The organism is Streptomyces sp. NPDC046308 (genome assembly GCF_055588065.1).
In genome coordinates, this window is record NZ_JBVJFB010000001.1 from 214,327 (window position 1) to 236,050 (window position 21,724).

General features: G+C 73.8%; 23 protein-coding genes. 10 read left to right on the forward strand and 13 right to left on the reverse strand.

The window, feature by feature from the left end; translation table 11 throughout:
- Positions 1-65 precede the first annotated feature (65 nt).
- Positions 66-1,040 carry an isopenicillin N synthase family dioxygenase gene (locus ACZ6JT_RS00970; protein WP_469205844.1) on the reverse strand — a complete coding sequence of 325 codons (975 nt, stop codon included), beginning with the start codon at positions 1,038-1,040 and terminating at the stop codon, positions 66-68.
- A gap of 237 nt (positions 1,041-1,277) precedes the next feature.
- On the opposite strand from ACZ6JT_RS00970, the gene ACZ6JT_RS00975 reads away from it, so the two are divergent.
- From ACZ6JT_RS00975 to ACZ6JT_RS00985, 3 genes are all read left to right on the forward strand, one after another.
- Positions 1,278-2,030, forward strand: coding sequence for a VOC family protein (locus ACZ6JT_RS00975; RefSeq protein ID WP_469208122.1), 753 nt, complete (start codon positions 1,278-1,280; stop codon positions 2,028-2,030).
- A gap of 151 nt (positions 2,031-2,181) precedes the next feature.
- Positions 2,182-2,370: a DUF6381 family protein gene (locus tag ACZ6JT_RS00980; protein ID WP_030384902.1), complete on the forward strand. Its 189-nt coding sequence runs from the start codon at positions 2,182-2,184 to the stop codon at positions 2,368-2,370.
- Between the two features lie 258 nt (positions 2,371-2,628).
- Positions 2,629-3,453, forward strand: coding sequence for a DUF1206 domain-containing protein (locus ACZ6JT_RS00985; RefSeq protein WP_469205845.1), 825 nt, complete (start codon positions 2,629-2,631; stop codon positions 3,451-3,453).
- A gap of 35 nt (positions 3,454-3,488) precedes the next feature.
- Here ACZ6JT_RS00985 and ACZ6JT_RS00990 read toward each other — a convergent pair whose 3' ends face one another.
- The gene (locus ACZ6JT_RS00990; protein ID WP_469205847.1) at positions 3,489-4,847 is read right to left on the reverse strand and encodes a M64 family metallopeptidase; all 1,359 of its coding nucleotides are present in this window, start codon (positions 4,845-4,847) and stop codon (positions 3,489-3,491) included.
- Between the two features lie 138 nt (positions 4,848-4,985).
- Between ACZ6JT_RS00990 and ACZ6JT_RS00995 the strand changes: the two genes are divergently transcribed.
- Complete coding sequence (locus tag ACZ6JT_RS00995; protein WP_469205849.1) at positions 4,986-6,365, forward strand: helix-turn-helix domain-containing protein; 1,380 nt, start codon at positions 4,986-4,988, stop codon at positions 6,363-6,365.
- On the opposite strand, the gene ACZ6JT_RS01000 is transcribed toward ACZ6JT_RS00995, so the two are convergent.
- From ACZ6JT_RS01000 to ACZ6JT_RS01015, 4 genes are all read right to left on the reverse strand, one after another.
- Positions 6,328-7,851: an MFS transporter gene (locus tag ACZ6JT_RS01000; protein ID WP_469205851.1), complete on the reverse strand. Its 1,524-nt coding sequence runs from the start codon at positions 7,849-7,851 to the stop codon at positions 6,328-6,330. The two genes, ACZ6JT_RS00995 and ACZ6JT_RS01000, sit on opposite strands and share 38 nt — an antisense overlap.
- Before the next feature lie 59 nt (positions 7,852-7,910).
- A complete protein-coding gene (locus tag ACZ6JT_RS01005) occupies positions 7,911-8,492 on the reverse strand; it encodes a TetR/AcrR family transcriptional regulator (RefSeq protein WP_469205853.1) in 582 nt (193 codons plus the stop codon).
- Positions 8,493-8,573: 81 nt separating this feature from the next.
- Positions 8,574-8,879 carry a 30S ribosomal protein S14 gene (gene rpsN, locus ACZ6JT_RS01010; protein WP_469205854.1) on the reverse strand — a complete coding sequence of 102 codons (306 nt, stop codon included), beginning with the start codon at positions 8,877-8,879 and terminating at the stop codon, positions 8,574-8,576.
- Complete coding sequence (locus ACZ6JT_RS01015) at positions 8,879-9,019, reverse strand: hypothetical protein (protein WP_469205856.1); 141 nt, start codon at positions 9,017-9,019, stop codon at positions 8,879-8,881. Before ACZ6JT_RS01015 ends, rpsN begins: the two co-directional genes overlap by 1 nt.
- Positions 9,020-9,036: 17 nt before the next feature.
- Between ACZ6JT_RS01015 and rpmG the strand changes: the two genes are divergently transcribed.
- Genes rpmG through rpsR form a run of 4 tightly spaced genes read left to right on the forward strand, consistent with a single transcriptional unit; the run spans position 9,037 to position 10,923 of the window.
- On the forward strand, positions 9,037-9,201 hold the full coding sequence (gene rpmG / locus ACZ6JT_RS01020; protein ID WP_030162346.1) for a 50S ribosomal protein L33: 165 nt from the start codon (positions 9,037-9,039) through the stop codon (positions 9,199-9,201).
- 56 nt (positions 9,202-9,257) lie between these two features.
- Positions 9,258-9,506 (forward strand): type B 50S ribosomal protein L31, encoded by a 249-nt coding sequence (locus ACZ6JT_RS01025; protein WP_362812001.1) that lies wholly within the window; start codon positions 9,258-9,260, stop codon positions 9,504-9,506.
- Entirely contained in the window at positions 9,503-10,645 is a 1,143-nt protein-coding gene (locus tag ACZ6JT_RS01030; RefSeq protein WP_469205858.1) for a CobW family GTP-binding protein, read from the forward strand. Before ACZ6JT_RS01025 ends, ACZ6JT_RS01030 begins: the two co-directional genes overlap by 4 nt.
- Positions 10,646-10,686: 41 nt before the next feature.
- Complete coding sequence (gene rpsR / locus ACZ6JT_RS01035; protein ID WP_469205859.1) at positions 10,687-10,923, forward strand: 30S ribosomal protein S18; 237 nt, start codon at positions 10,687-10,689, stop codon at positions 10,921-10,923.
- Positions 10,924-10,995: 72 nt separating this feature from the next.
- Here the strand turns inward: rpsR and ACZ6JT_RS01040 are convergent, their stop codons facing one another.
- Positions 10,996-11,235 carry a DUF6158 family protein gene (locus ACZ6JT_RS01040; protein ID WP_469205862.1) on the reverse strand — a complete coding sequence of 80 codons (240 nt, stop codon included), beginning with the start codon at positions 11,233-11,235 and terminating at the stop codon, positions 10,996-10,998.
- A gap of 92 nt (positions 11,236-11,327) precedes the next feature.
- A complete protein-coding gene (locus tag ACZ6JT_RS01045; RefSeq protein ID WP_469205864.1) occupies positions 11,328-12,275 on the reverse strand; it encodes a LysR family transcriptional regulator in 948 nt (315 codons plus the stop codon).
- Between the two features lie 183 nt (positions 12,276-12,458).
- Here ACZ6JT_RS01045 and ACZ6JT_RS01050 point away from each other — a divergent pair, with 183 nt between their 5' ends.
- Positions 12,459-12,989: a DUF6817 domain-containing protein gene (locus ACZ6JT_RS01050; protein ID WP_469205866.1), complete on the forward strand. Its 531-nt coding sequence runs from the start codon at positions 12,459-12,461 to the stop codon at positions 12,987-12,989.
- A gap of 6 nt (positions 12,990-12,995) precedes the next feature.
- Here the strand turns inward: ACZ6JT_RS01050 and ACZ6JT_RS01055 are convergent, their stop codons facing one another.
- Both ACZ6JT_RS01055 and ACZ6JT_RS01060 read right to left on the reverse strand, forming a co-directional pair.
- A complete protein-coding gene (locus tag ACZ6JT_RS01055) occupies positions 12,996-16,247 on the reverse strand; it encodes a TIM-barrel domain-containing protein (RefSeq protein WP_469205868.1) in 3,252 nt (1,083 codons plus the stop codon).
- 189 nt (positions 16,248-16,436) lie between these two features.
- Complete coding sequence (locus ACZ6JT_RS01060) at positions 16,437-18,026, reverse strand: alpha/beta hydrolase (RefSeq protein WP_469205870.1); 1,590 nt, start codon at positions 18,024-18,026, stop codon at positions 16,437-16,439.
- Positions 18,027-18,207: 181 nt separating this feature from the next.
- Here ACZ6JT_RS01060 and ACZ6JT_RS01065 point away from each other — a divergent pair, with 181 nt between their 5' ends.
- Positions 18,208-19,068: an MBL fold metallo-hydrolase gene (locus ACZ6JT_RS01065; protein ID WP_469205872.1), complete on the forward strand. Its 861-nt coding sequence runs from the start codon at positions 18,208-18,210 to the stop codon at positions 19,066-19,068.
- Between the two features lie 19 nt (positions 19,069-19,087).
- Here the strand turns inward: ACZ6JT_RS01065 and ACZ6JT_RS01070 are convergent, their stop codons facing one another.
- The 3 genes from ACZ6JT_RS01070 to ACZ6JT_RS01080 all read right to left on the reverse strand — a co-directional run bounded on the left by ACZ6JT_RS01070 (position 19,088) and on the right by ACZ6JT_RS01080 (position 21,505).
- The gene (locus ACZ6JT_RS01070; RefSeq protein ID WP_469205874.1) at positions 19,088-19,309 is read right to left on the reverse strand and encodes a hypothetical protein; all 222 of its coding nucleotides are present in this window, start codon (positions 19,307-19,309) and stop codon (positions 19,088-19,090) included.
- 142 nt (positions 19,310-19,451) lie between these two features.
- The gene (locus tag ACZ6JT_RS01075; RefSeq protein WP_469205876.1) at positions 19,452-20,120 is read right to left on the reverse strand and encodes a response regulator; all 669 of its coding nucleotides are present in this window, start codon (positions 20,118-20,120) and stop codon (positions 19,452-19,454) included.
- Positions 20,117-21,505 carry a sensor histidine kinase gene (locus ACZ6JT_RS01080; protein ID WP_469205878.1) on the reverse strand — a complete coding sequence of 463 codons (1,389 nt, stop codon included), beginning with the start codon at positions 21,503-21,505 and terminating at the stop codon, positions 20,117-20,119. Before ACZ6JT_RS01080 ends, ACZ6JT_RS01075 begins: the two co-directional genes overlap by 4 nt.
- Positions 21,506-21,724: the final 219 nt, after the last annotated feature.

The following is a 21,724-nucleotide window of genomic DNA, read 5'->3' on the forward strand; positions in this document are numbered from 1 at the left end:
AGACCACGACGGGAGCTGCTGCGAAAGACCACCTCTCCCCGCATCCGGCGATGGCGTCGCGGGGCTCAGCCCGGCTCCGTGACGCTGATCGCGTCGAGCTTGCCGCGCAGGTACGTGTGGGAGTCGACGGGGTCGTGCACCACCCGGCCGACGGGGGCGGGGAGGGATTCCACCCGGGTGTGCGCGTCGCATTCGTAGAAGTAGACGAGCGAGATCAGTTCCTCGGCCGGGGTGTCGGCGGGCGGCGGCAGGACGCGGTGGCGGCCCGCGCGCCAGCGGTCGCCCGTCCAGCGGGCCATCAGGTCCCCGATGTTGACGGTGAGCGCGGCCGGGTCGTAGGGGGCGTCCTGCCACCCGTCGGCATCGGTGTGGATCTGGGGCCCGCCCGCGCCGAGCTGCCGGTCGAGGACCGTGACCGTGCCGAAGTCGGTGTGCGCGCCGATGCGGAACTGGCCGGGCAGCGGCGGGCCCACGGTCTCCGTACCGGGGTACCAGTTGAGGTTGAACCCCCAGGTGGGGTGTCCGGTGTGACGCGTGAAGTGGTCCTCGGCGAGTCCGAGGGCGGTGGCGAGGAGGACCAGCAGCTCGTCGGAGAGGACCCGCATCCGGGCCAGGTACTCCGTCACCAGCGGCCGCAGCTCCGGCACCTCGGCGGGCCAGGTGTTGGGCCGGAACCACTCGGCGTCCACGGAGGGGTCGCCGGTGGGGTCGTCCGCCGCGAAGGACCAGGACTCCTTGAGGTCGGGCGGTGAAGCCGTGCCCTCGGCGTAGCTGTTGGCCTCCGCCCCCGGGCCGAGCCAGCCCCGCCCGCCGACGGTGACGGCGTACGGCTCCTTCACGGCGGTCGGCAGCCGGAAGAACGCGCGCGCCGCCTCCCTGATCCGCGCGGGCAGCGAGGGGTCCACGCCGTGGCCGGTCACGAGCAGGAAGCCGGCCGCGCGCAGCGCCTCGTCGACGCGGGCGGCCGTACGGGCGCGTTCCCGCGGCCCCCCGGACCGCCACGGCCCGAGATCGATGACGGGAACCTGGGAACCGGCCATGGGTGACCTGCCTTCCGGCGTGCGGGGTGGCGTCCGCAACCGAGGCTAGCGCCGGACGCCGCCGGGCGGGATCGACACGGAGCGTGGTTCTCGGACACCTTCCGTGTGCGCACGCCGTCGCCGGCCGCGAGGAACGGCACGAAAAGTACCAGAATGAACCGGGGGGCCACAGGGACGGAGCGAGCGGTGGAGATTTCGACGAGGGAGGTCTTCGGGGCGCCGTGCTGGGTGAGCCTGATGACCCGCGACCTCGAGACGGCCCAGCGCTTCTACGGTGCGGTCGCAGGCTGGAGGTTCCGGCCGGCCCGCCTCGGCGAGGCCTTTTCGGTGGCGTACCTGGACCGGGTCCCGGTGGCGGGCATCGGAGCGCTGGCCGGGGACCTGGGCGTCGCGGTGGCCTGGACTCCGTATTTCGCCGTGGACGACGCCGATGTGGCGGTGGACCGCGTCCGGGAGCGGACGGGCACCATCGCCGTCGGCCCGGTCTCCTTCGAGTCCGGCGGCCGTGCCGCACTCGTCGCGGATCCGGACGGTGCGGTCTTCGGGGTCTGGGAGGGCGCCGTGGCCGCGGACTGGGGGGCGGGCAAGGGGCCGCTGCCGGCCTGGCTGGAACTGCGGACCCGCAACGCCCTCGACGCGGCGATCTTCTACGGCGCGGTGCTCGAATGGGCCACGGAACGCCCCGGGTGCTGCGAGGTCTCCTACGAGGAGGACCAGGTCGTCCTGCGGCAGGACGGTGAGCCCGTGGCCCGCCTGAACAGCGGCCCCGTCGAGCTCGCCGCCTACTCCCCGCACACCAGGCCCCGCTGGCACGTCCACTTCCGCGTGCCGAAGCTGCGGCCGGCGATCGAGGCCGCCGTCGCGCTGGGCGGACGCGCCGTCTCGGACATCGCCTCGAACGCCACGGAGCGCTGGGTGACGCTCCGCGACCCGGACGGAGCCCTGTTCACCCTCACCACCTCGCTCGGCGCGGACACCGACCTGGACTGACCGGACCGGCACCCGGCGTGCGGCTCCCGCCCGCGGGCGACCGGAGGAGCCAAGGGCTGCGCATCACGCTCGGTGACGCTTCGAGATGCGCGCGCCCGGCAGTGCTGGTTCGCTGATTCCGCCCGCTCTCCCACTGATGCAAGGAGCCATCATGAGTGTTTCAGGCGAATCCCGCGGCCGGTCCCAGCAGATGCGCGCCAAGGCCCAGGAACTGAACGACGCGGCCGAGCGTTCGACCGACCCGGAAGAGCGCCGCCGACTCAAGGAGAAGGCCCGTCGCCTCCAGGAGCAGAGCGAGCAGGAGGGCCGGATGGACGACCGCGGCATGGACCCCATGTAGCCCTGGAGCCCGTGCCCCGCGTCTCTCCCCCGTACCCCGGCCGGTGGCCGCCGCGATCCGTCGCGCGGCCGCCGGCCGGTGCGCTGCCGCCGGCCGGTGCGCTGCCGCCGGCCGGTCCGCGGCCGCCGGGCACGGCCGGGCCCGCACCGCATGGAGGGGCGGGCTGCGGGTAGCCGCACGGCAAGTCGTCCGGCACGCGGATCCGGCGCGTACGCGTCCGCCCGTCGCGCCGGCCCGAGTGGAAGGGGGGCTGGTCTCATGGTCGGCCAAGTGGCACGTGAGGGCGCGCGGACCGGGTCCCAGGGCAGCACGGGCCGCGAGGTGGTGGCGCGGTGCGGCCTGGCGGCGCGCGGCCTGTTGTACGTACTCGTCGGCGCGCTCGCCGTGCGGGTGGCGTTCGGCGAAGGCGGTCAGGAGGCGGACCGCACGGGCGCGCTGCAGGAACTGGCGGAGAAGCCCTTCGGTGGTTTCCTGGTGTGGGCCGTCGGAATCGGCCTCGTGTGCATGATGCTGTGGCGGCTGTCGGAGGCGGTGTTCGGCGCCGCCGGTCCCGACGGCGGCAAGGCCTCCAAGCGGCTCGCGTCGGCGGCCCGGACCGTCTTCTACGGTGTCGTCGCGTTCTCGGTGCTGTCCTTCGCGGCGGGATCCGGTGGTGGGCGGTCCGGTGACGAGCAGTCGCGCGACGTGACGTCGAAGGTGATGGACACGCCGGGCGGCCCGTGGTGGGTCGGGGCGGCGGGGGCGGCCATCGCCGTGGGCGGCGTCGTGATCGCCGTGCAGGCGGCCCGGCGCTCGTTCCGCAAGCAGTTGGAGATGGGCCGGGTGCCCGAGGGCGTCCGCAAGGCGGTCGAGTTCCTCGGGGTGGCCGGCGGCCTGGCCCGCGGCGCGCTGTTCACGGCGGCCGGGGGTTTCCTCGTCTACGCGGCCGTGCGCTACGACCCCTCGCAGGCCAAGGGCGTCGACGACACCCTCAGGGCCTTCGCCGAGACCCCGGCGGGACCGTGGCTGCTCGTGCTGGTCGGCGCCGGGCTCGTGCTGTTCGGACTGTTCTCCTGGGCGCTGGCCTGCTGGCGCCGGGTGTGAGCCGCATGCGAGGGGCGTACGGGGCGCGGTGCGCCTCAGAGCCTGACCGTCCAGGTGGCGGTGGACCGCAGCGTGCGGATGGTCTTCGGGTCGCGTACCGACGGCGTACGGTCCTCGGCCGTGACCGACAGCCGGTGCGTGCGGAGGTCGAACAGCCACAGCTCCGCCACCGGCACCTCGGTACGGCCCTCGAAGCGCTTCAGCTCCCTGCCGTCGAGGTACCAGCGGACCACCGGCTGTCTGCCGTCCGGCGCGTTCAGCCGCGGTACGGACGCCTTCGCCGTGTGGCGCAGCCGCAGGGTGCGGTCGGTCGGGGTGAGGGGGGTGACGATCCGCGCGTGCTGGTAGAAGCCGGCGATCATGGACTCGACGCCGGGCAGGTTGAAGGGCTTGCCCAGGACCCGCATGAGGGAGCTGTCGGTGGGCCGGTAGAGCCCGGTCACGAAGTAGTTGCCGCCCTCGTGGGCGCCCACGGTGCCGCCGTCGGGTGACTCCTCGCCGAGCCAGCGGTACCACTTGGCCCGCTGCGCGGCCATCGCGTCGGCGGTCAGCGCCGTGCTGTTGGATTCGGCGGGTTCGGGGCCGGTGTACTTCTCGTAGTCCGGGAGGCCGGGGTAGAAGTACTCGTCGGCGAGCTTGCCCAGTGAGTGGCCGGTCTCGTGGATGGCGACCTGGCCGGACTTCGGGTGGCCCGCCGAGGCCGTGGAGATCCCCTCGTAGCCGAGGGTGGCGCTGCGCTCGTTGTAGCCGGCCCCGCCGTACTTGGCGCTGTTGGCCAGGACGATGACCAGGTCGGCCGCCGGCGCCTTCGCCACGTAGGCGTCCACCTTGGGCTGGTCGACGCAGAGCAGCCGCTCGATGGCTTCGCACCAGAAGTAGGAGCCGAGGGCGGTGTCGCGGACGGTTGCGGGGTCGGGGTCGCCGGAGACGCCGGAGTCGTGGGAGACCGCGTCGACCGTCCAGACGTTGAAGAGGTTCCGGTACGTCGTGTACGGCTCGACGGCCGTCACCTCGGCCCACTTCTGTTCGGCGTCGGCGTGGAAGCGCGCCAGCTCGGCGGCGGTGTAGCCGTCACCGATGACGACGACGTCGAGGCGGTCGGCGGTGGAGCCGTTGTCGATCAGCTTGGTGACGGTGCCGTCGGCCTCGCGCTGCGCCGGGGAGAGCCGGCCCGCGCTCTTCGCGGGGCCGCCCGCGGCCGGCACGCGGGCGTGGCCGGATCCGGCGTCGCCGCCCTGCTCCGGCCCCGGTATCTCCACCTTCACCCGGCTGTCGGCGGCCGGCGGGTCGGCCGCGTCGGCGGGCCCCGCGGCCACCAGCGCGGCGGTTGCGCAGACCATCGCGACGGCGGCGCGCAGCGCCGTGCGGACGGCCGGACGTCTGACTCGAACCATGAAGTCCTCCCCCGGGAACGGAAGTTAAGCAGCTTGATAAATCTGCTGAAGTGGTTGCTTAAACTAGGTGGCGCGCGGGTGGTGCGCAATGCCTGCTCCCCCTGAATACTGGGGAGTTCGAGCAACCAGGGGGATTTCATGGACGAACCGGCCCTGATCGGCCGTAGGGTTCAGCGCATGCGCGCTGAACTCGGCTTGACCCAGAGGCAGTTGGCCGAGCCGGCCTACACCTCGGCCTATGTCTCCACCCTGGAGTCGGGCAAGGTCCGCCCCTCCGAGACGGCACTGCGCTTCCTCGCCGCGCGCCTGGGCACCTCCTACGAGGAGCTGGCCACCGGCCGCCCCGCCCACCTGGCCACCGAGCTGCGGCTCGCGCTCACCGACGCCCAGCAGACGCTCGCCACGGGCGAGGCCGCGGAGGCCGCCGTACGCTACCGGCGCCTGATCGCCGAGGCGGAGGACCTCGGGCTCGTCCCCGAGCAGGCGGAGGCCCGGCTCGGGCTCGGCGAATGCGCCCTGGAGGCCGGTGAACTACCGGACGCGATCGCCCACTTCGAGGCGGCCGAGCGCCTGCTGGCCGACCAGCCGCTGCCCCGCCGCGCACGGCCGATCCGCGGGCGCGCCGTGGCCCACCTGCTCGCCGGCGAACTGCGCTACGCCTGCTACCTGCTGGAATCCACCATCGACGAGCTGGGCGCGAGCGGGCTGGCCGATCCGGACGCGCTGGTGCTGCTCCACGCCGCGGTCATCGGCCCGTACATCGACATGGGCGCCCATGCCCGCGCCGCCCACGCCGCCGAGCTCGCGCTCGCACTGGCCCCGCAGGTCAACGATCCGGCGCTGGTGGCCGGGATGCACCGGCAGGTGGCCCGGACCTTCCTCGCCGAGGGGCGGGTGGCCGACGCCGACGCCTCCCTGGCCAAGGCCCAGGCGATCTACGGGCAGTTGCGGCTGCGGACGGACCTGGCGCACTGCCACTGGATGCGCGGCTACGTACAGGCCCAGAACGGCGAGCTCGCCTCGGCGGAACGGGAGCTGCGCACGGCCCGGGACATGCTGTCGGCCCGGCGCGCAGGTCTCTACACGGCCCAGGTGGAGGTCGAGCTGGCCGACGTACTGCGCCAGCTCGGCCGGTACGAGGAGGCCGCCGGGCTGCTCTCCGCGCTGCTGGAGCTGGGGGACCGCCACGGCGCCGTCCACGCGGGCGGCGCGCACCGGCTCCTCGGTCTGATGGCCGAGGAGCGCGGTGACACCGAGGCCGCCGAGGAGCACTACGTGCAGGCGCTGGCGCTGCTGGAGCGCAGCGGGGCGAGCGGGGACCTCGCCGATCTGTGCCGGCTGCTGGGCGACCTGATGCGGCGTACGGGCCGGGTGGAGGCGGCGATGGACGCCTACCGCACGGGCCTGGGCCACCGGGCGGCTCCGGGCACCACCACCCTGGGGCCGGCGCCCGCCGCGCCCGCGTTCCGGCCGGCGCGGCTCAGTGGTTCTCGGTGGGCCGCAGGTCCCGCGGAATGAGCGACCACGTGGTGGCCGCCGCGACGACCGCGAGGCCGCCGGCCAGCAGGAACGCAGGGGTGATGGCCAGGGTGTAGGCCTGCGAGGCGGTGTCGAGCAGGGCCTGGCCGACGGAGCCGCCCAGCCGCTCCGCGGTGTGCGCGGCCTCGCCGACGGAGTCCCGTACGGCGGCGGCGGTGGGGCCGTCCAGGCCGAGGGCGGGCAGGTTGCTGCGGTAGAGCACGGCCGCGGTGGAGCCGAGGACGGCGACGCCCATGGCCGAGCCGAGCTCGTAGCAGGTCTCCTCTATGGCGGCGGCGCTGGAGACCTCGGCCGCGGGTGCGGCGGAGACCAGGGTCACCGAGGCCACGGTGGTCGCGATGCCGGCGCCGGCGCCCATGACGGTCAGGGCCGCCGCGAAGGCCGGGTAGTCCAGGTCGGTGAACTGCTGGAGCGTCCACGGCAGGGCCATGCCGGCGGCCAGGACGACCAGTGCGGCGCCGAGCACGTGACGGATCGCGAAGCGCTGCATCAGCGAAGGGGCCAGCATCGAGGCCGCGATCAGGGCGAGCGGGGCGGGCAGGAGGCGCACTCCGGCTTGGAGCGGGGTGTAGCCCTCGCCGTACTGGAACCACTGGGTGACCAGGAACAGGATCGCGCCCATGCCCACCATGGGCAGGAAGATCGCGGTCGCCGCGACGCTGAAGGCGGGCTTGGCGAACAGCCGGACCTGCAACAGCGGGTTGTCCAGGGTCAGCTGGCGGCGTACGAAGACGGTCAGCGCGACGGCGGCGACGAGGAGCAGGACCCAGGGCAGCGGGTCGCCGACTCCGCTCTTGCCCAGCTGCTTGATGCCGCCCGCGAGGGCGAGCATGCCGACGACGGACTGGCCTACGCCCCACCAGTCCCAGGCGCCACTGCCGCGCGGGGCACGCGATTCGGGCAGGTAGCGCAGGCCGGCCGCGACGATGACGGCGGCGACGGGAAGGTTCAGCAGGAAGGCCGAGTGCCAGCCGTAGTCCTGGACGAGGAGCCCGCCGATCACCGGTCCGAAGGCCATGCCGCCGCCGAAGACGGCCGCCCAGACGGCGAGGGCGAAGGCGCGCTCCTTGGCGTCGGTGAAGACGGTGCGCAGGATCGACACGGTGGACGGCATGATGGCCGCGCCGCCGATGCCGAGCAGGGCGCGGGCGGCGATCACGTGCCAGGCCTCGGTGGAGCACACGGCTATGAGCGAGGCCAGCGAGAAGATGCCGAAGCCCGCCATGAGCAGCCGCTTGCGCCCCCAGCGGTCGCCGAGCGCGCCCGCGGTGACCAGCAGTCCGGACAGGGCGAGCGCGTAGACGTCGATGATCCACAGCTGCTGTACGGCGCCAGGCCGGAGGTCGCCGACGAGCGAGGGGAAGGCCACGTTGAGGATCGTGGTGTCCATGGAGATGAGCAGGAGGCTGCCGGAGAGGATCGCCAGGACGATCCACCGGCGGGGGGCCGGCGCGGGGGTGTGCATCGGGTTCCGTTCGGAGTCGTTCGCGGTGGGCGCACGGGGTGCGCACGATGGCGCGCGGGTCAGGGTTCGGGGTCGCCGGCGGGGGGCCGCGCGGCGGGCCGCGTCCCGCTGAGGAAGGAGGTCAGGACCAGGTGGCCGATCTGGCGGCGGGCGAGGTGCCCGTCGCGTACGCCCTCGGCGGCCGCGTCGAGCAGGCCCCAGAGCGAGTACCAGATCCAGTACGGCGGCAGGTCGGCGCGCAGCCGCCCCAGCCGCTGGCCCAGGGCGAGGAAGGCCAGGGCCCGCTGGTCCTGCCGGTCCACGCCGGCCCGGAACTCCGGGTCCGCGAGCACGGTGGCGTCGCGCGAGGTGAAGCCGTAGAGGTGCGCGGCGGGCAGGAGGGCGAGGACCAAATCCTCCAGGGCGGCGTCGAAGGCGTCCCCGTCGGCGTCCCCGGCCAGGTCGAGCGGGGCCAGGCACCCGTCGACCACCTCGATCGCGCGGACCGCGACGGCCTTCAGCAGCGCCTCGCGGGTCGCGTAGCGACGGCTGAGCGTGGCGCGGCTGGTGCCGATCCCGGCGGCGATCTGCACCATCGAGGCGCTGTGATCGCCGGCGAGCACCCGGGCGGCGCCGTCCAGCAGTTCTTCCTCGTACACCATGACGATGAGCCTCCTTGGCCTCGAACGATACAAGATTGTCTCATCCGAGGCAAAGAAGACCCACCAAGCTACGCCGCAAGGTCACCAGGAGGACTTGGTGACCCCCGGCAGGAATCCCGCGTGCGCCTGTTCACGCACGCGGACGCGGGAGAGACCGAACCGGCGCAGGTGCCCGCGCGGCCTCCCGTCCACGCCGTCCCGGTTACGCACCCGGGTGACACTGGCGTCGCGCGGCTGACGCCTCAACTCCGTGAGCGCGGCGGCGCGTTCGGCCGGGGTCGAGGACGGCCGCCGCAGCACCCGCGTCAACTCCGCCCGCCGGGCGGCGTACCGCTCGACGACCGTCTTGCGCCTCTCGTTCCGCGCGATCTTGCTCTTCTTCGCCATCAGATCCTCACTCCGCACGCCTCGATCCGGGCCGCCGCACTCTCGGCGCCCATGACGTCGACCGCCCGCATCGCCTTCACCCTGAGGGCGAGCCGGATGTGACGCCCCTCATCGAGGGCTTTATTGATAATGGAAACCATTCCCATATACTAGCCGCATGGCACGCAACGAAGTACGCCCGATCGTCAAGCTCCGCTCCACCGCCGGAACCGGCTACACGTACGTCACCCGCAAGAACCGGCGCAACGACCCGGACCGCATGGTGCTGCGCAAGTTCGACCCGGTGGTGCGCCGGCACGTCGACTTCCGCGAAGAGCGCTGACCCACGGTCCCCCCTCCGGTCCCCTCGATCGCCCTGACACCTAGGAGCACAACTCCGTGAAGCCCGGAATCCACCCGGCCTACGGCCCCGTCGTCTTCCGCGACAAGGCCGCCGACTTCGCCTTCCTCACCCGGTCGACCGCCACCAGCGACAAGACGGTCGAGTGGGAGGACGGCCACACCTACCCCGTCATCGACGTGGAGATCTCCTCGAAGAGCCACCCCTTCTACACCGGCACCGCCCGCGTCCTGGACACCGCCGGCCGCGTCGAGCGCTTCCAGCGCCGCTACGGGAGCAAGCCGTGACCCTGCCCGTCGTCATCGTCGGCGGGCTGCACTCGGACGCCCGCCGGAGCGCGGTGCGGGAGCTGCTCACCACCGTGCCCGGCAGTGTCGCCCTGCACCACGACCTCTCCACCGCGGCCGAGGGCACCGTGCGGCGCCTGGTGCGCGACGCCTCGGGCGAGCTGTCCCGGGGCGAGGCGCCGCTCGTCAACGACTGCGCGTGCTGCGCGCTGCGCGAGGACCTCGTCCCGGAGCTGCGGCGGTTGGCCGCGGACGGGGTGACCCGGCTCGCCGTCGTCGAGCTGTGGGACTCCGTCGAGCCGCGCGCGATGGCCGAGGTCGTCGCCGCGCACGGCGGCGCGGCCTTGGACCTGACCAATGTGATCACCGCCGTGGACCCCGCCCTCGTCCTGCCGTACCTGGCCAACGGGGACGACCTGGCGGAGGCGGGGCTCGCCTCGGCGGTCACCGACCAGCGGACCGTCGGGGACACCTGGGCCCGGCAGCTGGAGTACGCGCCGGTCCTCGCCCTCGTCGACGGGGCGGACGCGGCGGCGGAGGACCGCGCCCTGCTGGCCCAGCTGCACCCGGCCGCTCGACGGGTGGAGACCGGGACCGGCGAGCTGGCGCGGGTCGCCTTCGCCGGATTCGACGCCGAGGCGGCCGCCGCCGCCCAGCACCCGGCCTGCGCGCGGCTGCCTCATGAGGCGGACGAGGCCGGAGTGGCCACCCTCGTCTGGCACCGCCACCGGCCGTTCCACCCGCAGCGGCTCTACGAGGCCCTGGAGGACCTGGCCTGTGCGGCGGCCCGCAGCCGTGGCCGCTTCTGGCTCGCCGACCGTCCCGACACCCTGCTGGCATGGGACGCCGCGGGCGGCGCGCTCTGCGTGGAGAACGGCGGCCCGTGGCTGGCCTCGCTGCCGGACGCCGCGTGGGAGATGGTGCCTCCCGTGCGCAGGGCGGCCGCCGCCCTGGGCTGGCACCCCGAGCACGGCGACTGCTGCCAGCACCTGGTCTTCACCTCACCCGGTCTCGACCGCGAAGGGCTGGCGCGACTCCTCGAGTCGTGCCTGCTGACCGACGCCGAGTACGCCGCCGGGCGGGAGGCGTGGAAGCGCCTGCCGACCGCCTTCGGCGCGCTGCTCGACCCCGTCTCCTAGGGGGTGTCCCGCAACCCGCCCCGCAAGCCGAAGGAATCCGCATGGCCCGTCGTCCCGACCCCCACAAGCCCGTCAAGGCCCGTCCCAACCCGCTGGACGCCGCCGAGATCACGTACATCGACTACAAGGACACCGATCTGCTGCGGAAGTTCGTCTCGGACCGTGGCAAGATCCGCAGCCGCCGGGTCACCCGGGTGAACGCCCGGCAGCAGCGCCGGCTGGCCGGGGCGGTCAAGAACGCCCGCGAGATGGCCCTGCTCCCCTACGCCGCCCGGTAACCGGGCACGGCGGTCCGGTCGGCCGGGATGTCTCCCCGGCCGGCCGCCGGGCACGGGACGGGCCCGCGGTGACTACTCGCCACCGCGGGCACGGGCCCCGGAGCGGGTGCGGCCCGCGGTCTGGGCCCGCTGCGGATGGCGGCGTACGTACTCGTGCTCCAGCTCGTTCATCCGCTTCGTATGGGTGACCAGCGCGTCGTCGGACCCGTGCAGCAGGGTCTCGTGGCGCGTGCGGTGGATGGCCTCCAGCTCCTTGAGGAGCTTGCCCTCCTCCAGATTGCGCGCCGCCGGACCGCCGTCGTTCTCCGTCATGGCACGTGCACCTCCTCCGCCGGGCCACGGGAGCACGCCTGGCCCTGTCCCCGGCCACTCCATCATCCTCCGCCCCGCGTCCCGCGTCCTCGTCAGCCGGCGGACCCCGTGGCTGGCGGGTGCACCGGGGCGTCATGGCTGCCTGCCGTGCGCGCCCGGCAGCTGCGGGCGACCTCGTCGGCGAAGGCGAGGGCCGGCGGGGCGAGGGCGGCCCAGCGGCGGACCGCCCAGCCCACCGCGAGCGGCGGCAGGGCGGGAACGGGTACGAGGCGCAGCGGGCCGTCGGCGCCGGGGACCTGCCAGCCGGGCAGCGCGGGCACGACGGCGTGACCCAGGCCCAGTTCGGCGAGGAGCAGGGCGGTGTCCCAGTCGGCCACGCTGGTGTCGGAGCGTACGCGGATGCCGGACTCGGCGAAGGCGGCGTCGAGGTGGGCGCGGGAGGCGGAATTCTCCGGGAGCCGGATGTGCCGGATGCCGGCGAGGTCGGCGGGATCGATGGACGGGCGGGCGGCGAGGGGGTCGTCGGCTCCGACGGCGAGCACCCAGGGCAGTTCCATGACCGGGCGCTGTTCGATGCCGCGGACCGCTCCGCCGATGGTGATCCAGGCGAGGTCCAGGTCGTCGGCGGCGAGAGCGTCGAAGCAGCTGCGGCTGGAGTTCTCGGTCTGGAACTCCAGGCTCACCCCGGGGTGGAGGCGGCGGAAGGTGACGACGGCCTCGGACATGAAGTGCCGCACGGTCGTCGCGCCGGTGGTGACGCGCACCGAGCCGCCGCCGCCCCGTACGAGGTCGTCCACGCGGCGCAGGGCTCCGTCGAGACCGGCGATGCCGTCCGCCGCGGCGGCCTGCAGGATGCGGCCCGCCTCCGTGGGCACGACGCCGCGGGCGTGGCGCTCCAGGAGGCTCGTGCCGGTCTGTTTCTCCAGGCGGCGGACGTGCTGGCTGACGGCCGACTGGGTGCAGCCGAGGTCGCGGGCGACGGCGCTGAGGCTGCCGGCACGGCAGACGGCCACGAACACACGAAGATCGTCGAGGGTCACGAACACCCAAGATATCGCTTGCAGGTGGGGAGTAAACCGGAGGATTGACTTGGGGTTTCGGCTGGATCACGATCGGTGCAGGGCCCGGGCGGCAACCCGTCCCCGCCATCGCCACGGGGTCCGGATCCCCGGCGAAAAGGTGTGGACGGGTGCCGACCCACCATCACGACCGAGGGAGCACCCGTGTCGGAGCGCGCCGTCGCATGGTTGCGGGAGCTCGGTGCGCAGGACCTCGCCCACCCCGGCGGGACCCTGCTCGCGCACCTGGAGCGCGTACGGCAGCTGCTCGCGTCCTGGGGCGCGCGGCCCGCGCTGCAACGGGCGGGCCTGTGCCACGCCCTCTACGGCACGGACGGGTTCCCCAAGGCCCTGCTGCCGCTCGCCCGGCGGGTCGAGCTCGCCGAGGTCATCGGCGAGGAGGCCGAGGCGATCGTGTACCTCTACGCCGCCTGCGACCGGGCGGCCTCGTATCCGACGCTCGCCGACGGGGAGGCCGCCTTCCGGGACCGGTTCACCGGCCGGGTCCACTCCCCCGCCGTGGAGCTGCGCCGGGACGTCGCGGAGCTGTCGGCGGCCAACGAGCTCGACCTGGCGCGCGTCGATCCCGCCTTCCGTGAGGCGTGGGGAGCCGCGCTCCTGGAGTTGTTCGGCCGGTTCGGGGGGCTGCTGAGCGAGCCGGCCCGGCGGGAGTGCCGGGCCGTGCTCGGCGGTTGACGGGGGTCAGGGAGTGAAGGTCCAGCGCTGGGCCGGGGTGTCGTCGCAGGCGGCGCGGGTGAGGGTGGTGCCGTTGGCGGTGCCCGAGCCGGCCGGGGTGAGGCACTGGCCGGCGGTGCGCAGGGTGCTCTGCGGTCCCGCCTGCCAGGTCTGGCCCGGGCTGCCGTCGCAGGTCCGGATGGTGACGCGGGCGGCGTTCGCGCCGTCGAGGCAGACGCCGGCGAGGCCGGTGAGGCGGCCGTCGCCCTGGAGGGTCCAGCGCTGGTTGGGGCCGCCGTGGCAGGTGTACAGGGTGGGTTCGGTGCCCGGGGTGGTGGCGCTGTGCGGCAGGTCCAGGCAGCTGGCGGAGGCCGCGTTGACGAGGGTGGCGTCCGCGGGCAGCGGGGCCGGGCGGCCGGTGAGGGTGATCTCGGCGGCGCTGGTCCAGGGGCCGCGCCCGCCGGCCTCGGTGAGCGCCTTCAGGCGCAGGTAGCGGCCGGTCTTCGGGGTGAGGGCGGCGGTCTTGGCGGCGGCCGTGTCGGGGAAGGTGCCGCTCGCCACCGGTGGCCCCCAGTCGGCGGTGGTGTCGGAGACGTAGACCTCGTAGCCGCCGATCCGGCCGTTGACGCCGCCGTCCTGGCGGGGCAGGTAGCCGAGGCCGTCGACCGCGTGGCGGGCGCCGAGGTCGATCTGGATCTCGTGCGGCAGCGGGGCGGGCTTCGCGCCGGACCAGGCGGAGTGCCACAGCGTGGCCGGGTTCCCGTCGAAGGCGCCCGCGGCGGCGCCGTTCTCGGCGGCGGTCTCCTGGCTGTCGGCGTGGACGAGGGACCAGGCCGACTGGTCGATGGGGGCGGCGGAGGGCAGGGGTTCGGCGGCGGGGAGGCTGGTGCCGGTGGCCGAGACGCTGAAGGCGCCCGCCTTGGGGCCCGTCTTGACCCAGAGGACCCCGGACCGGTCGGCCGGGTCGAAGAACCAGCCCGATGCGGCGGAGTCGTAGGCGGCCTTGGAGGCCAGGCGCACCGACGCGGCTCCGTCCACCGTGAGGGAGCTCGGCGCGGAGGCCACGTGGAGGGTGAACTCGTAACCGCGGGAAGCCGGCTTGCCGGTGTAACTGCCGGTGGGGGCGCCGACGTTGACGGTGACCGTGCCGGAGCCGGCCGTCGGGGCGGCGACGTCGACGCGCTGACGGGCGTAGGCGCCGGACTGGTAGGCGCGGGTGACGCCGTCGTCCTCGTAGAGGCTGAAGGAGGAGGTGCCGCGCGGGTGGATGTCGTAGGTGAGGGTGGAGACGGGCTTCTCCCCCGTGTGGTTCATCTGCGGCCACATCGGCACGATGCCGCCGCCCTTGACGAAGAGCGGGAGGGTGTCGAGCGGTGCCCGGTAGCCGTTGAGGCGGCCCGGGCCCGCGTAGGTCTTCCCCGTCCAGTAGTCCGTCCAGGTCCCGGCGGGGAGGTAGATGCCGTCGCGGACCGAGGTGTCGGAGACGACGGGCGCGACGAGGAGGGAGTCGCCGGCCATGAACTGGCCGCTGGTGGCGTTTCCGCGGGCCACCGGGTCGTCGGGGTACTCCAGGACCATGGCGCGGGTGCTGGGTACGCCGCTCTCGTGGGCGACGCGGCTCATCGTGTACAGGTACGGCATCAGCCGCATCTTGAGCTGGAGGTACTTGCGGTTGATGGAGAGGTAGGGCTCGGCGAAACGCCAGGGCTGTTTGTCCTGGTAGCCGGCGGACGGATTGCTCGCGCCCCACCCGGACATCGTCATGAAGGCCGGGGTGAAGGCCTTCCACTGGAGGTCGCGGGTGTACGTCCTGGGGCTGCCCCCGAAGATCCCGTCGACGTCGCCGGCGGCGTAGTTGAGGCCGGAGAGGCCCGCTCCGGTGATGGCGGGGACGTGCCAGCGCATGTCGTCCCAGGTGCCGTGGGTGTCGCCGGTCCAGACGACGGCGTTGCGCTGGGTGCCCGCCCAGCCGTCCACGGTCCAGACGTAGCGGCGGGCGTCGGAGTTCTTCTCGATCCCGTCGACGGCCTGCCGCACGCCGTCGAAGGCGTACTTGTAGCCGCCGCCGATCCACGCCACGTCGGTCTTCACCCCGCGGCTGCCGGCGCTGCCGACCTCGTCGGCGATGGAGCCGAGGCCGGTGGAGGTCCACAGACCGGTCTGGAATCCCTTGGCCTTGAGCGCGTCCACCGTGGACTTGAGGGGAGCGGTGTAGCCGCAGCCGTAGCCGTCGTTGGGCAGGAACCAGCCCGAGGGCATGTCGGCGGCGCGGGCGTCGTCCGCGTAGCCGACGACGTCGGGGGTGCTCTGGTGGCGCGGCCGGTTGTGATCGCCCTGGTAGTCGGGGTTGGAGGCGTTGAAGCAGTCGGCGTTGCCGAGTTCGAAGCCCCACAGGGGAGCCATGAACGGCTTTCCGCTGACGTCGGTGTACGCGTCGAGCACGGACTTGAGGGAGTCGCCGGTGAAGTACCAGGCGTCGAAGCGCTTCTCGTCGTGGGTGAGGGTGGTGGGGGCCTGGAAGCCGTACGAGCCCGGGGCCCAGGTGTTGCGCATGACGCCGTAGCCGTTGGTGGACATGTAGAAGGGGGCGGGGCTGGCGTTGTCGTTCTCGCGCCACCTGTTGTCGACGGCGATCGGGACGGTCTTGTCGCGCAGCGCCCATTCGCCCAGGCGCAGGCCCGTTCCGTAGAACTGCTCGTCCGCGCCGCGGGCGAGGTACTGGGTGGTCCGGCCGCCGGTCCAGCTGGTGGGCTGGGTCTCCTGCCAGACGGGCGTGGTGTTGTCGGCGCGGTAGACGGAGAAGCGCAGGGGCACCTTGTTGACCCGGATGGAGAGGGCTCCGGTGGTGATCCGGTAGTACGCGCCGGCGTCGGACCAGGACGTGGCCACGGAGCCGAAGTCGGTGGTGGTGGCGAGGTCGGAGCCGGCCGGGTCGTCGGTGAAGGTGCCGTCGGGCGAGAGCCAGAGGCGGAAGATGTCGGCGCGGGCGACGACGACGCGGGCCTTGGCCCCGCCGGACGCCGTGACGGTGAAGGTGTTCCCGGACCGGGTGAAGCCGGTGACGTCGCCCGCGGTGGCCGTGGCACCGGCGGGGGCCGCGGCGGCGGGCGGGGCGAGGGGGCCCGCGGCGGCCAGGCCCGCGACGGCGAGGGCGGCGGCGAGCAGGGCGGCGCCAGGGGTGCGGCGGCGCCGGCCCGCGTGCGCCCGGACCCCTGACCGGCGTGGCCCGTCGTACCGGTCGTGTCGGTGCTGGCTCCTGCGGATGCTCGGCAGTCTCATGGGCAGCTCCTCGTGCGGTCCGCGGGGCGGACACAGCTCTTTGGCATGCGCCCGACAACATAACGCTCCGCCTGCCCTCGATGAAAGATGATGCTCGGAATCCGGCGGAATCACGCAGCTTCGAGCATGCGTCGCGCGTCAGGAGTGTGAACACCAGGGCAACATCCGGCAGGGGCCCGCGCCGGCCGGTCAGGAGAAGGGCACCCGGTCCGGGCGGCAGACCGCGCCGGACGGCGGAAGCGTGCCGTCGACGAAGTAGCGGCTCTCGTACGCGCTGATGCAGCTGCTGCCGTTGTTGAACAGCGCGGTGTGTCCGTACCCGTCGTTGGTGAGCAGGCGGGCGTTCGCCAGCTCACCGGCCATGGCCTGGGCGCCCTCGTAGGGCGTGGAGGGGTCGTACCGGGTTCCGATCACCAGGACGGGACGGGGGGTGGGGGTGTTCCACGGGCCGTCGTAGACGGCGGCGGCCCGGGCCGGCCAGGTGGCACAGCCCTCCGCCGCCCACGTCCAGAAGCGTCCCGCGTCGCCGGCCCGCCGGGCGCTGTCCTCCTCCAGGGCGTGGTACGCGGCGGGGTCGCGCGGGTTCGGGCTGTCGGCGCACCAGACCGCCGCCGCCTGCTCGTCGCCCAGGTACGGGTTCGGCCGGTCCACCGGGGGCGGCGGCGGGTACACCGGGGGCTTGGGCTCCCGGCCCTGTGACAGCTCCTGGAGCCGGCCCGCCAGAGCCGTCCAGCCCGGATCGACGATGTAGAGGCTGTTGACCGTGTCGGCGACCGTCCTGGCGTACGTCCACGGTCCGATCGGACGCTCCCGCAGCCGCTGCATCAGCCTGTCGAACTTGGCACGGGTGGCCTCGGGGCCGCCCGCCGAGAAGGGGCACCGGGCCGCGGGCGCCGATCCGCACAGGGTGAGGAACCGGTCCAGGGTGGCCGCGGCGGTGACGTCCGAGCCCATGCGCAGGAAGGTCGTGGTCCGGGGGGCGCCCTGCCCGGCGCCGTCGGTCCAGGCCCCGGGGGCGATGTTGCTGTCGAGGACCATGGCGCGGACGCTGCCGGGGAAGAGGTTGGCGTAGGTGGCGCCGAGGATCGTGCCGTAGGAGACGCCCAGGTAGTTCAGCTGTCCTTCGCCCACCGACCGGCGGAGCAGGTCGAGGTCCCGGGCGGTGTCGGCGGTCGACACGTGGCGCAGCAGGTCCGGGTCGCGCTTCTCGCACCGCCGGCCGAGGTCCTCGTACGCGTCGATCCACGCCTTGCGCTCCTGCGCGCCCACCGGGAAGCCGCCGGGTGGGCGGGCCGCCCAGGCCTTGGCCTCCTCGGTGGTGTCGAAGCAGTTCACGGCGGTGCTGTTGCCGATCCCGCGCGGGTCCCAACTGACGATGTCGAACCGCTCGCGCAGCTCCTCGGGGAAGGCGTCGTAGTTCTGCGGCACCTGCACGGTCCCGGGGCCTCCGGGACCGCCGGGGTTCACGAAGAGGGTGCCGATGCGCCGGCCGGGGTCGGTGGCCTGCCGGCGGACGACCGCCAGGTCGATGGTGCGGCCCGCGGGGGCGGCGTGGTCGAGCGGCACCTCCGCCGTGGCGCAGTCCCACGGGCTGCCGGGCTTGCACGGACGCCAGTCCAGTGTCGGAACGGTCGCCGAGGGGGACGGCGAGGGGGTTACGGGGGGCGCGCTCTGTGCGGTGGCCGCCCCGGGCCCGGTGAGCAGCGCCGAGCAGGCCAGCGCCACGGTGACGGCTGCCGCACGGCGTCGGCGGCGGGCTGTGGGACCTGGTGCGGACATGTTGCGCCTCCTCCGTCACGGCGAGGGCTCGGTCCGGCGGTCGATGCCACCGCATCGGTGCGCACGCCTGTGTGACCACCAAACCCCGATCGGGCAGGGCGCGCGAGCCGGGCGCCGGCAGCCGTGCGGGCCCGGCCGACGGCTCGCTCCCCGGCGGCGACGGCGAGGGTAGGTTGGACGTGTGATCGACTTTCTCCGGGGCGCCCCGGTTTCAGGCAGTCTCGACGTCGTCTGGCACGCGGGCTGGCCCTCCCCGAAGCACGACCCGGCCCCGGAGATCCAGGTCCACGCCTACTCCGAACACACCGTGATCCTGCGCCAGAACAAGTCCGTGCACTACGAAGCCCCGTTCCTCTTCCTCCTCTTCGGCAATGACCGGGCTCTGCTCCTCGACACCGGCGCGTCCGCCGACCCGGCCCACTTCCCCCTGCGGGAGACGGTCGACCGGCTCGTCACGGACTGGCTGGAGCGCCATCCGCGGCCCGCGTACTCGCTGCTGGTCGCCCACACCCACGGACACGGCGACCACGTCGCGGCGGACCCGCAGTTCGCGGACCGGCCCCTCACCACGGTCGTGGGACCCGGACCGGACGAGGTCACCGCCGCCTTCGGCCTCACCGACTGGCCGCACCGCACCGGCACACTGGACCTGGGCGGCCGGATCCTCGACCTGATCCCCGGGCCCGGACACGAGCGGGCCGCCCTGGTGTTCCACGACCGCCACACGGGCCTCCTGCTGACCGGTGACTCCCTCTATCCGGGGCGGCTCTACATCGAGGACCGGGCGGCCTACTCGGCCACCGTCGACCGGCTGCTGGACTTCTGCGCCACCCGGCCGGTCCGCCATGTCCTCGGCTGCCACATCGAGATGACCACCACGGCGGGCGAGGACTACCCGCGCGGCACCACGCACCAGCCGGACGAGCCGCCGCTCCAGCTCACCGCGGGCCACCTGCACACGCTGCGCAGGGCCCTCGACGAGACGGCGGACCGCCACGGCACGCACCCCTACGAGGACTTCATCCTCGTCTACCGGGACTGACGGACGGTGGGCGCCGCTGCTACGGGCCGGGTGGGGTGACCGCCAGGAGCGGCGGGGCCGGGGTCGACCAGTGGTGGCCGCAGGGGTCGAAGACCAGCGTCACGGGCCGGCCGGGGCGCTGGCGCCAGGAGATGCGTTCGGATGCGCCCTCGCACACGGGACAGCGGGGCAGCGGGCCCGGCTCCGCCTCCGGCGCGCGGGCGGGGGCGGCCGCGAGCGGCGTGGCGTGCGGATCGCGCATGGAGGCTCCCTGGTCGTGCGTGCGGCTGATCGCACTGTGCCATGGCGGCGCCCTTCTCCGCACGGGCGAATCATCCAGTGTTCTGGCTGGTCAGAGGTGCGGTCACCAGGAAAATTCCGGTGCTCTTGCGGGCACTTGGTGATCAACCGCTCGGGCAACCGGCCTCGACCAGGCCGGATTCGTAGGCCGCGATCACCGCCTGCGCGCGGTCGCGGACGCCCAACTTGCCGAAGATGCCGGTGATGTGGTTCTTGACCGTGGAGACACTGATGTCCAGGTCCAGGGCGATCTCGGCGTTGCCCCGGCCGCCGGCCAGCAGGCGCCAGATCTCCAGTTCCCGCGGGGTGAGATCGGCCGGGGTCTCGGCGGCCCACGACCTCGGCCGCACGGGGGTGCGTACGTAGGCGGAGATGAGCCGGGTCAGCAGCCGCGGCGCGACGGCGGCCTCGCCGGTGTGGACGATGCGGACCGCGGCGATCAGCTCCTCCGGGGAGATGTCCTTGGGCAGGAAGCCGTACGCGCCGGCGCGCAGTGCGGCGACCACGTACTCGTCCATGTCGAAGGTGCTGAGGGCGAGGACGCGGGTCGAGGGAACCGTCCGCGCGAGTTCCCCGGTGGCCTGGACCCCGTCGAGGACCGGCATCCGGATGTCCATGACGACCACGTCGGGCCGCAGCTCCCGGGCGAGGGCGACGGCCCGGGCCCCGTCCTCGGCCTCGCCGACGACCTCGAACTCCGGGTCGGGGCCCAGGATCAGGGCCAGGCCGCGCCGCACCAGCGGCTGGTCGTCGGCTATGAGCACGCGGATCATCGCTGCCGTTCCTCTCTGTCGCCGTTCCCGGGGCCCGCGACCGGGACCGGGAGGCGGGCCGCCACCCGGAAGCCTCCGCCGTCGAGTGGGGCGGCCTCCAGGGTTCCGCCCTGCAGGGCGACCCGTTCGTGCATGCCGATCAGACCGTACCCGGGGCGCGCCCCGGACCGGGAGGCCGGTGCCTGCGCTCCCGCCCCGTCGTCGCGCACCTCCACGGCCACCTCGTCCCGGCGGTAGGTGAGCCGTACGTGGGCCTTCGCCCGCCCCGCGTGCTTGCGGGTGTTGGTCAGCGCCTCCTGCACGATGCGGAAGACGGTGAGGCCCACGGTCGGCGGCAGCGGGCGGACCGGGCCGTCCACGGTGAACTCGGTCTCCGTGCCGGCCAGCCGGGACTCGGTGATGATCCGGTCGAGGTCGCCGGCGCCGGGCTGGGGAGCCGGCGGGGTGTGCTCCGGCTCCTCCCCGGCCCGCAGGACGTCGAGGAGCTGGCGCATCTCGCGCAGCGCCATCCGCCCGGAGTCCTCCAGGGTGACGAGGGCCTCCCGGACGACCTCCGGGTCGTGCGCCAGGTTCGCCCGGGCCCCGCCGGCCATCAGCTGCATGGTGGTGATGTGGTGGGCGACGATGTCGTGCAGTTCGCGGGCGATCCGGCGGCGTTCCTCGGCCACCGCCCGGTCCGCGAGCAGGGTCCGGTGGGCCTCCGCCTCCCGCTGCCGGTGGTTGACCACGGCGGCCACGCCGACGGAGCCGGCGGTGCCGATCGCGTTCGCGATCAGGCCCGACCAGCCGAAGGGCAGGGGCCAGCCGGCCTGTCCGAGGGAAATCAGCGGCAACGCCGCGGCCGCCGCGGACGCGGTCACGGCGGGGCGGCTGAACCGGGCCACCGTGTAGAGGGCCACCATCAGGGTGAGGGTGAAGTGCGGGGTCGGCGGGGTGGCCACGTTCACCAGTGCGCCCAGGGCCAGTACGGCGGCGAGCACCGTCACCGGCCGCGCGCGCCGGGCGATCAGGGGCATCGCCGAGAGGACCAGGGAGAGGGCCGCGGTCACGCTCAGGACGCTGCCCTCGGTCTGCATGCCCAGGGAGTAGCCGACGAGGTCGACGGTGCCGGCCCCGACCGCGACGAGGGCGTCGTTACGGCTCCACGGTGAGCGCGCGGCTCCGCGGTCCGCGCCCGGGGCGGCGGCCCGGCCGGTGTCACGGCCTGCGGTGTCACGGCCTGCGGTGGCGGGGCTTGCGGTGGCGGGGCCACCGGCGTCGCGGCCCCCCGCACGGCTGCCGGTGTCGGGGCCCGTGTCCCGGCCCTCCGCGGCGCCCACACCCCCGTCCGTCCCCACGTCCGTCCCCACACCCACACCCACACCCACACCCACACCCACACCCATGCTGCCGGTCCTCCCCCGTCGGCCCCCTCCCGGCAGGTGCCGGGCTCGCGCGGCCGCGCTCTCCGGTGCTCCATTCTGGCACCGCCCCCGTCCCCTGCCACCGGTCCTCGGTAGGGGGCCGTACCAGGACTCCGGTCCTGGTCGGTGCCCCCGTACGGACCCCGGTCCCGCGGTGCGGATCCTCCCCCGCTCCGACGTTTTTCCCGTTCCACGCTGATG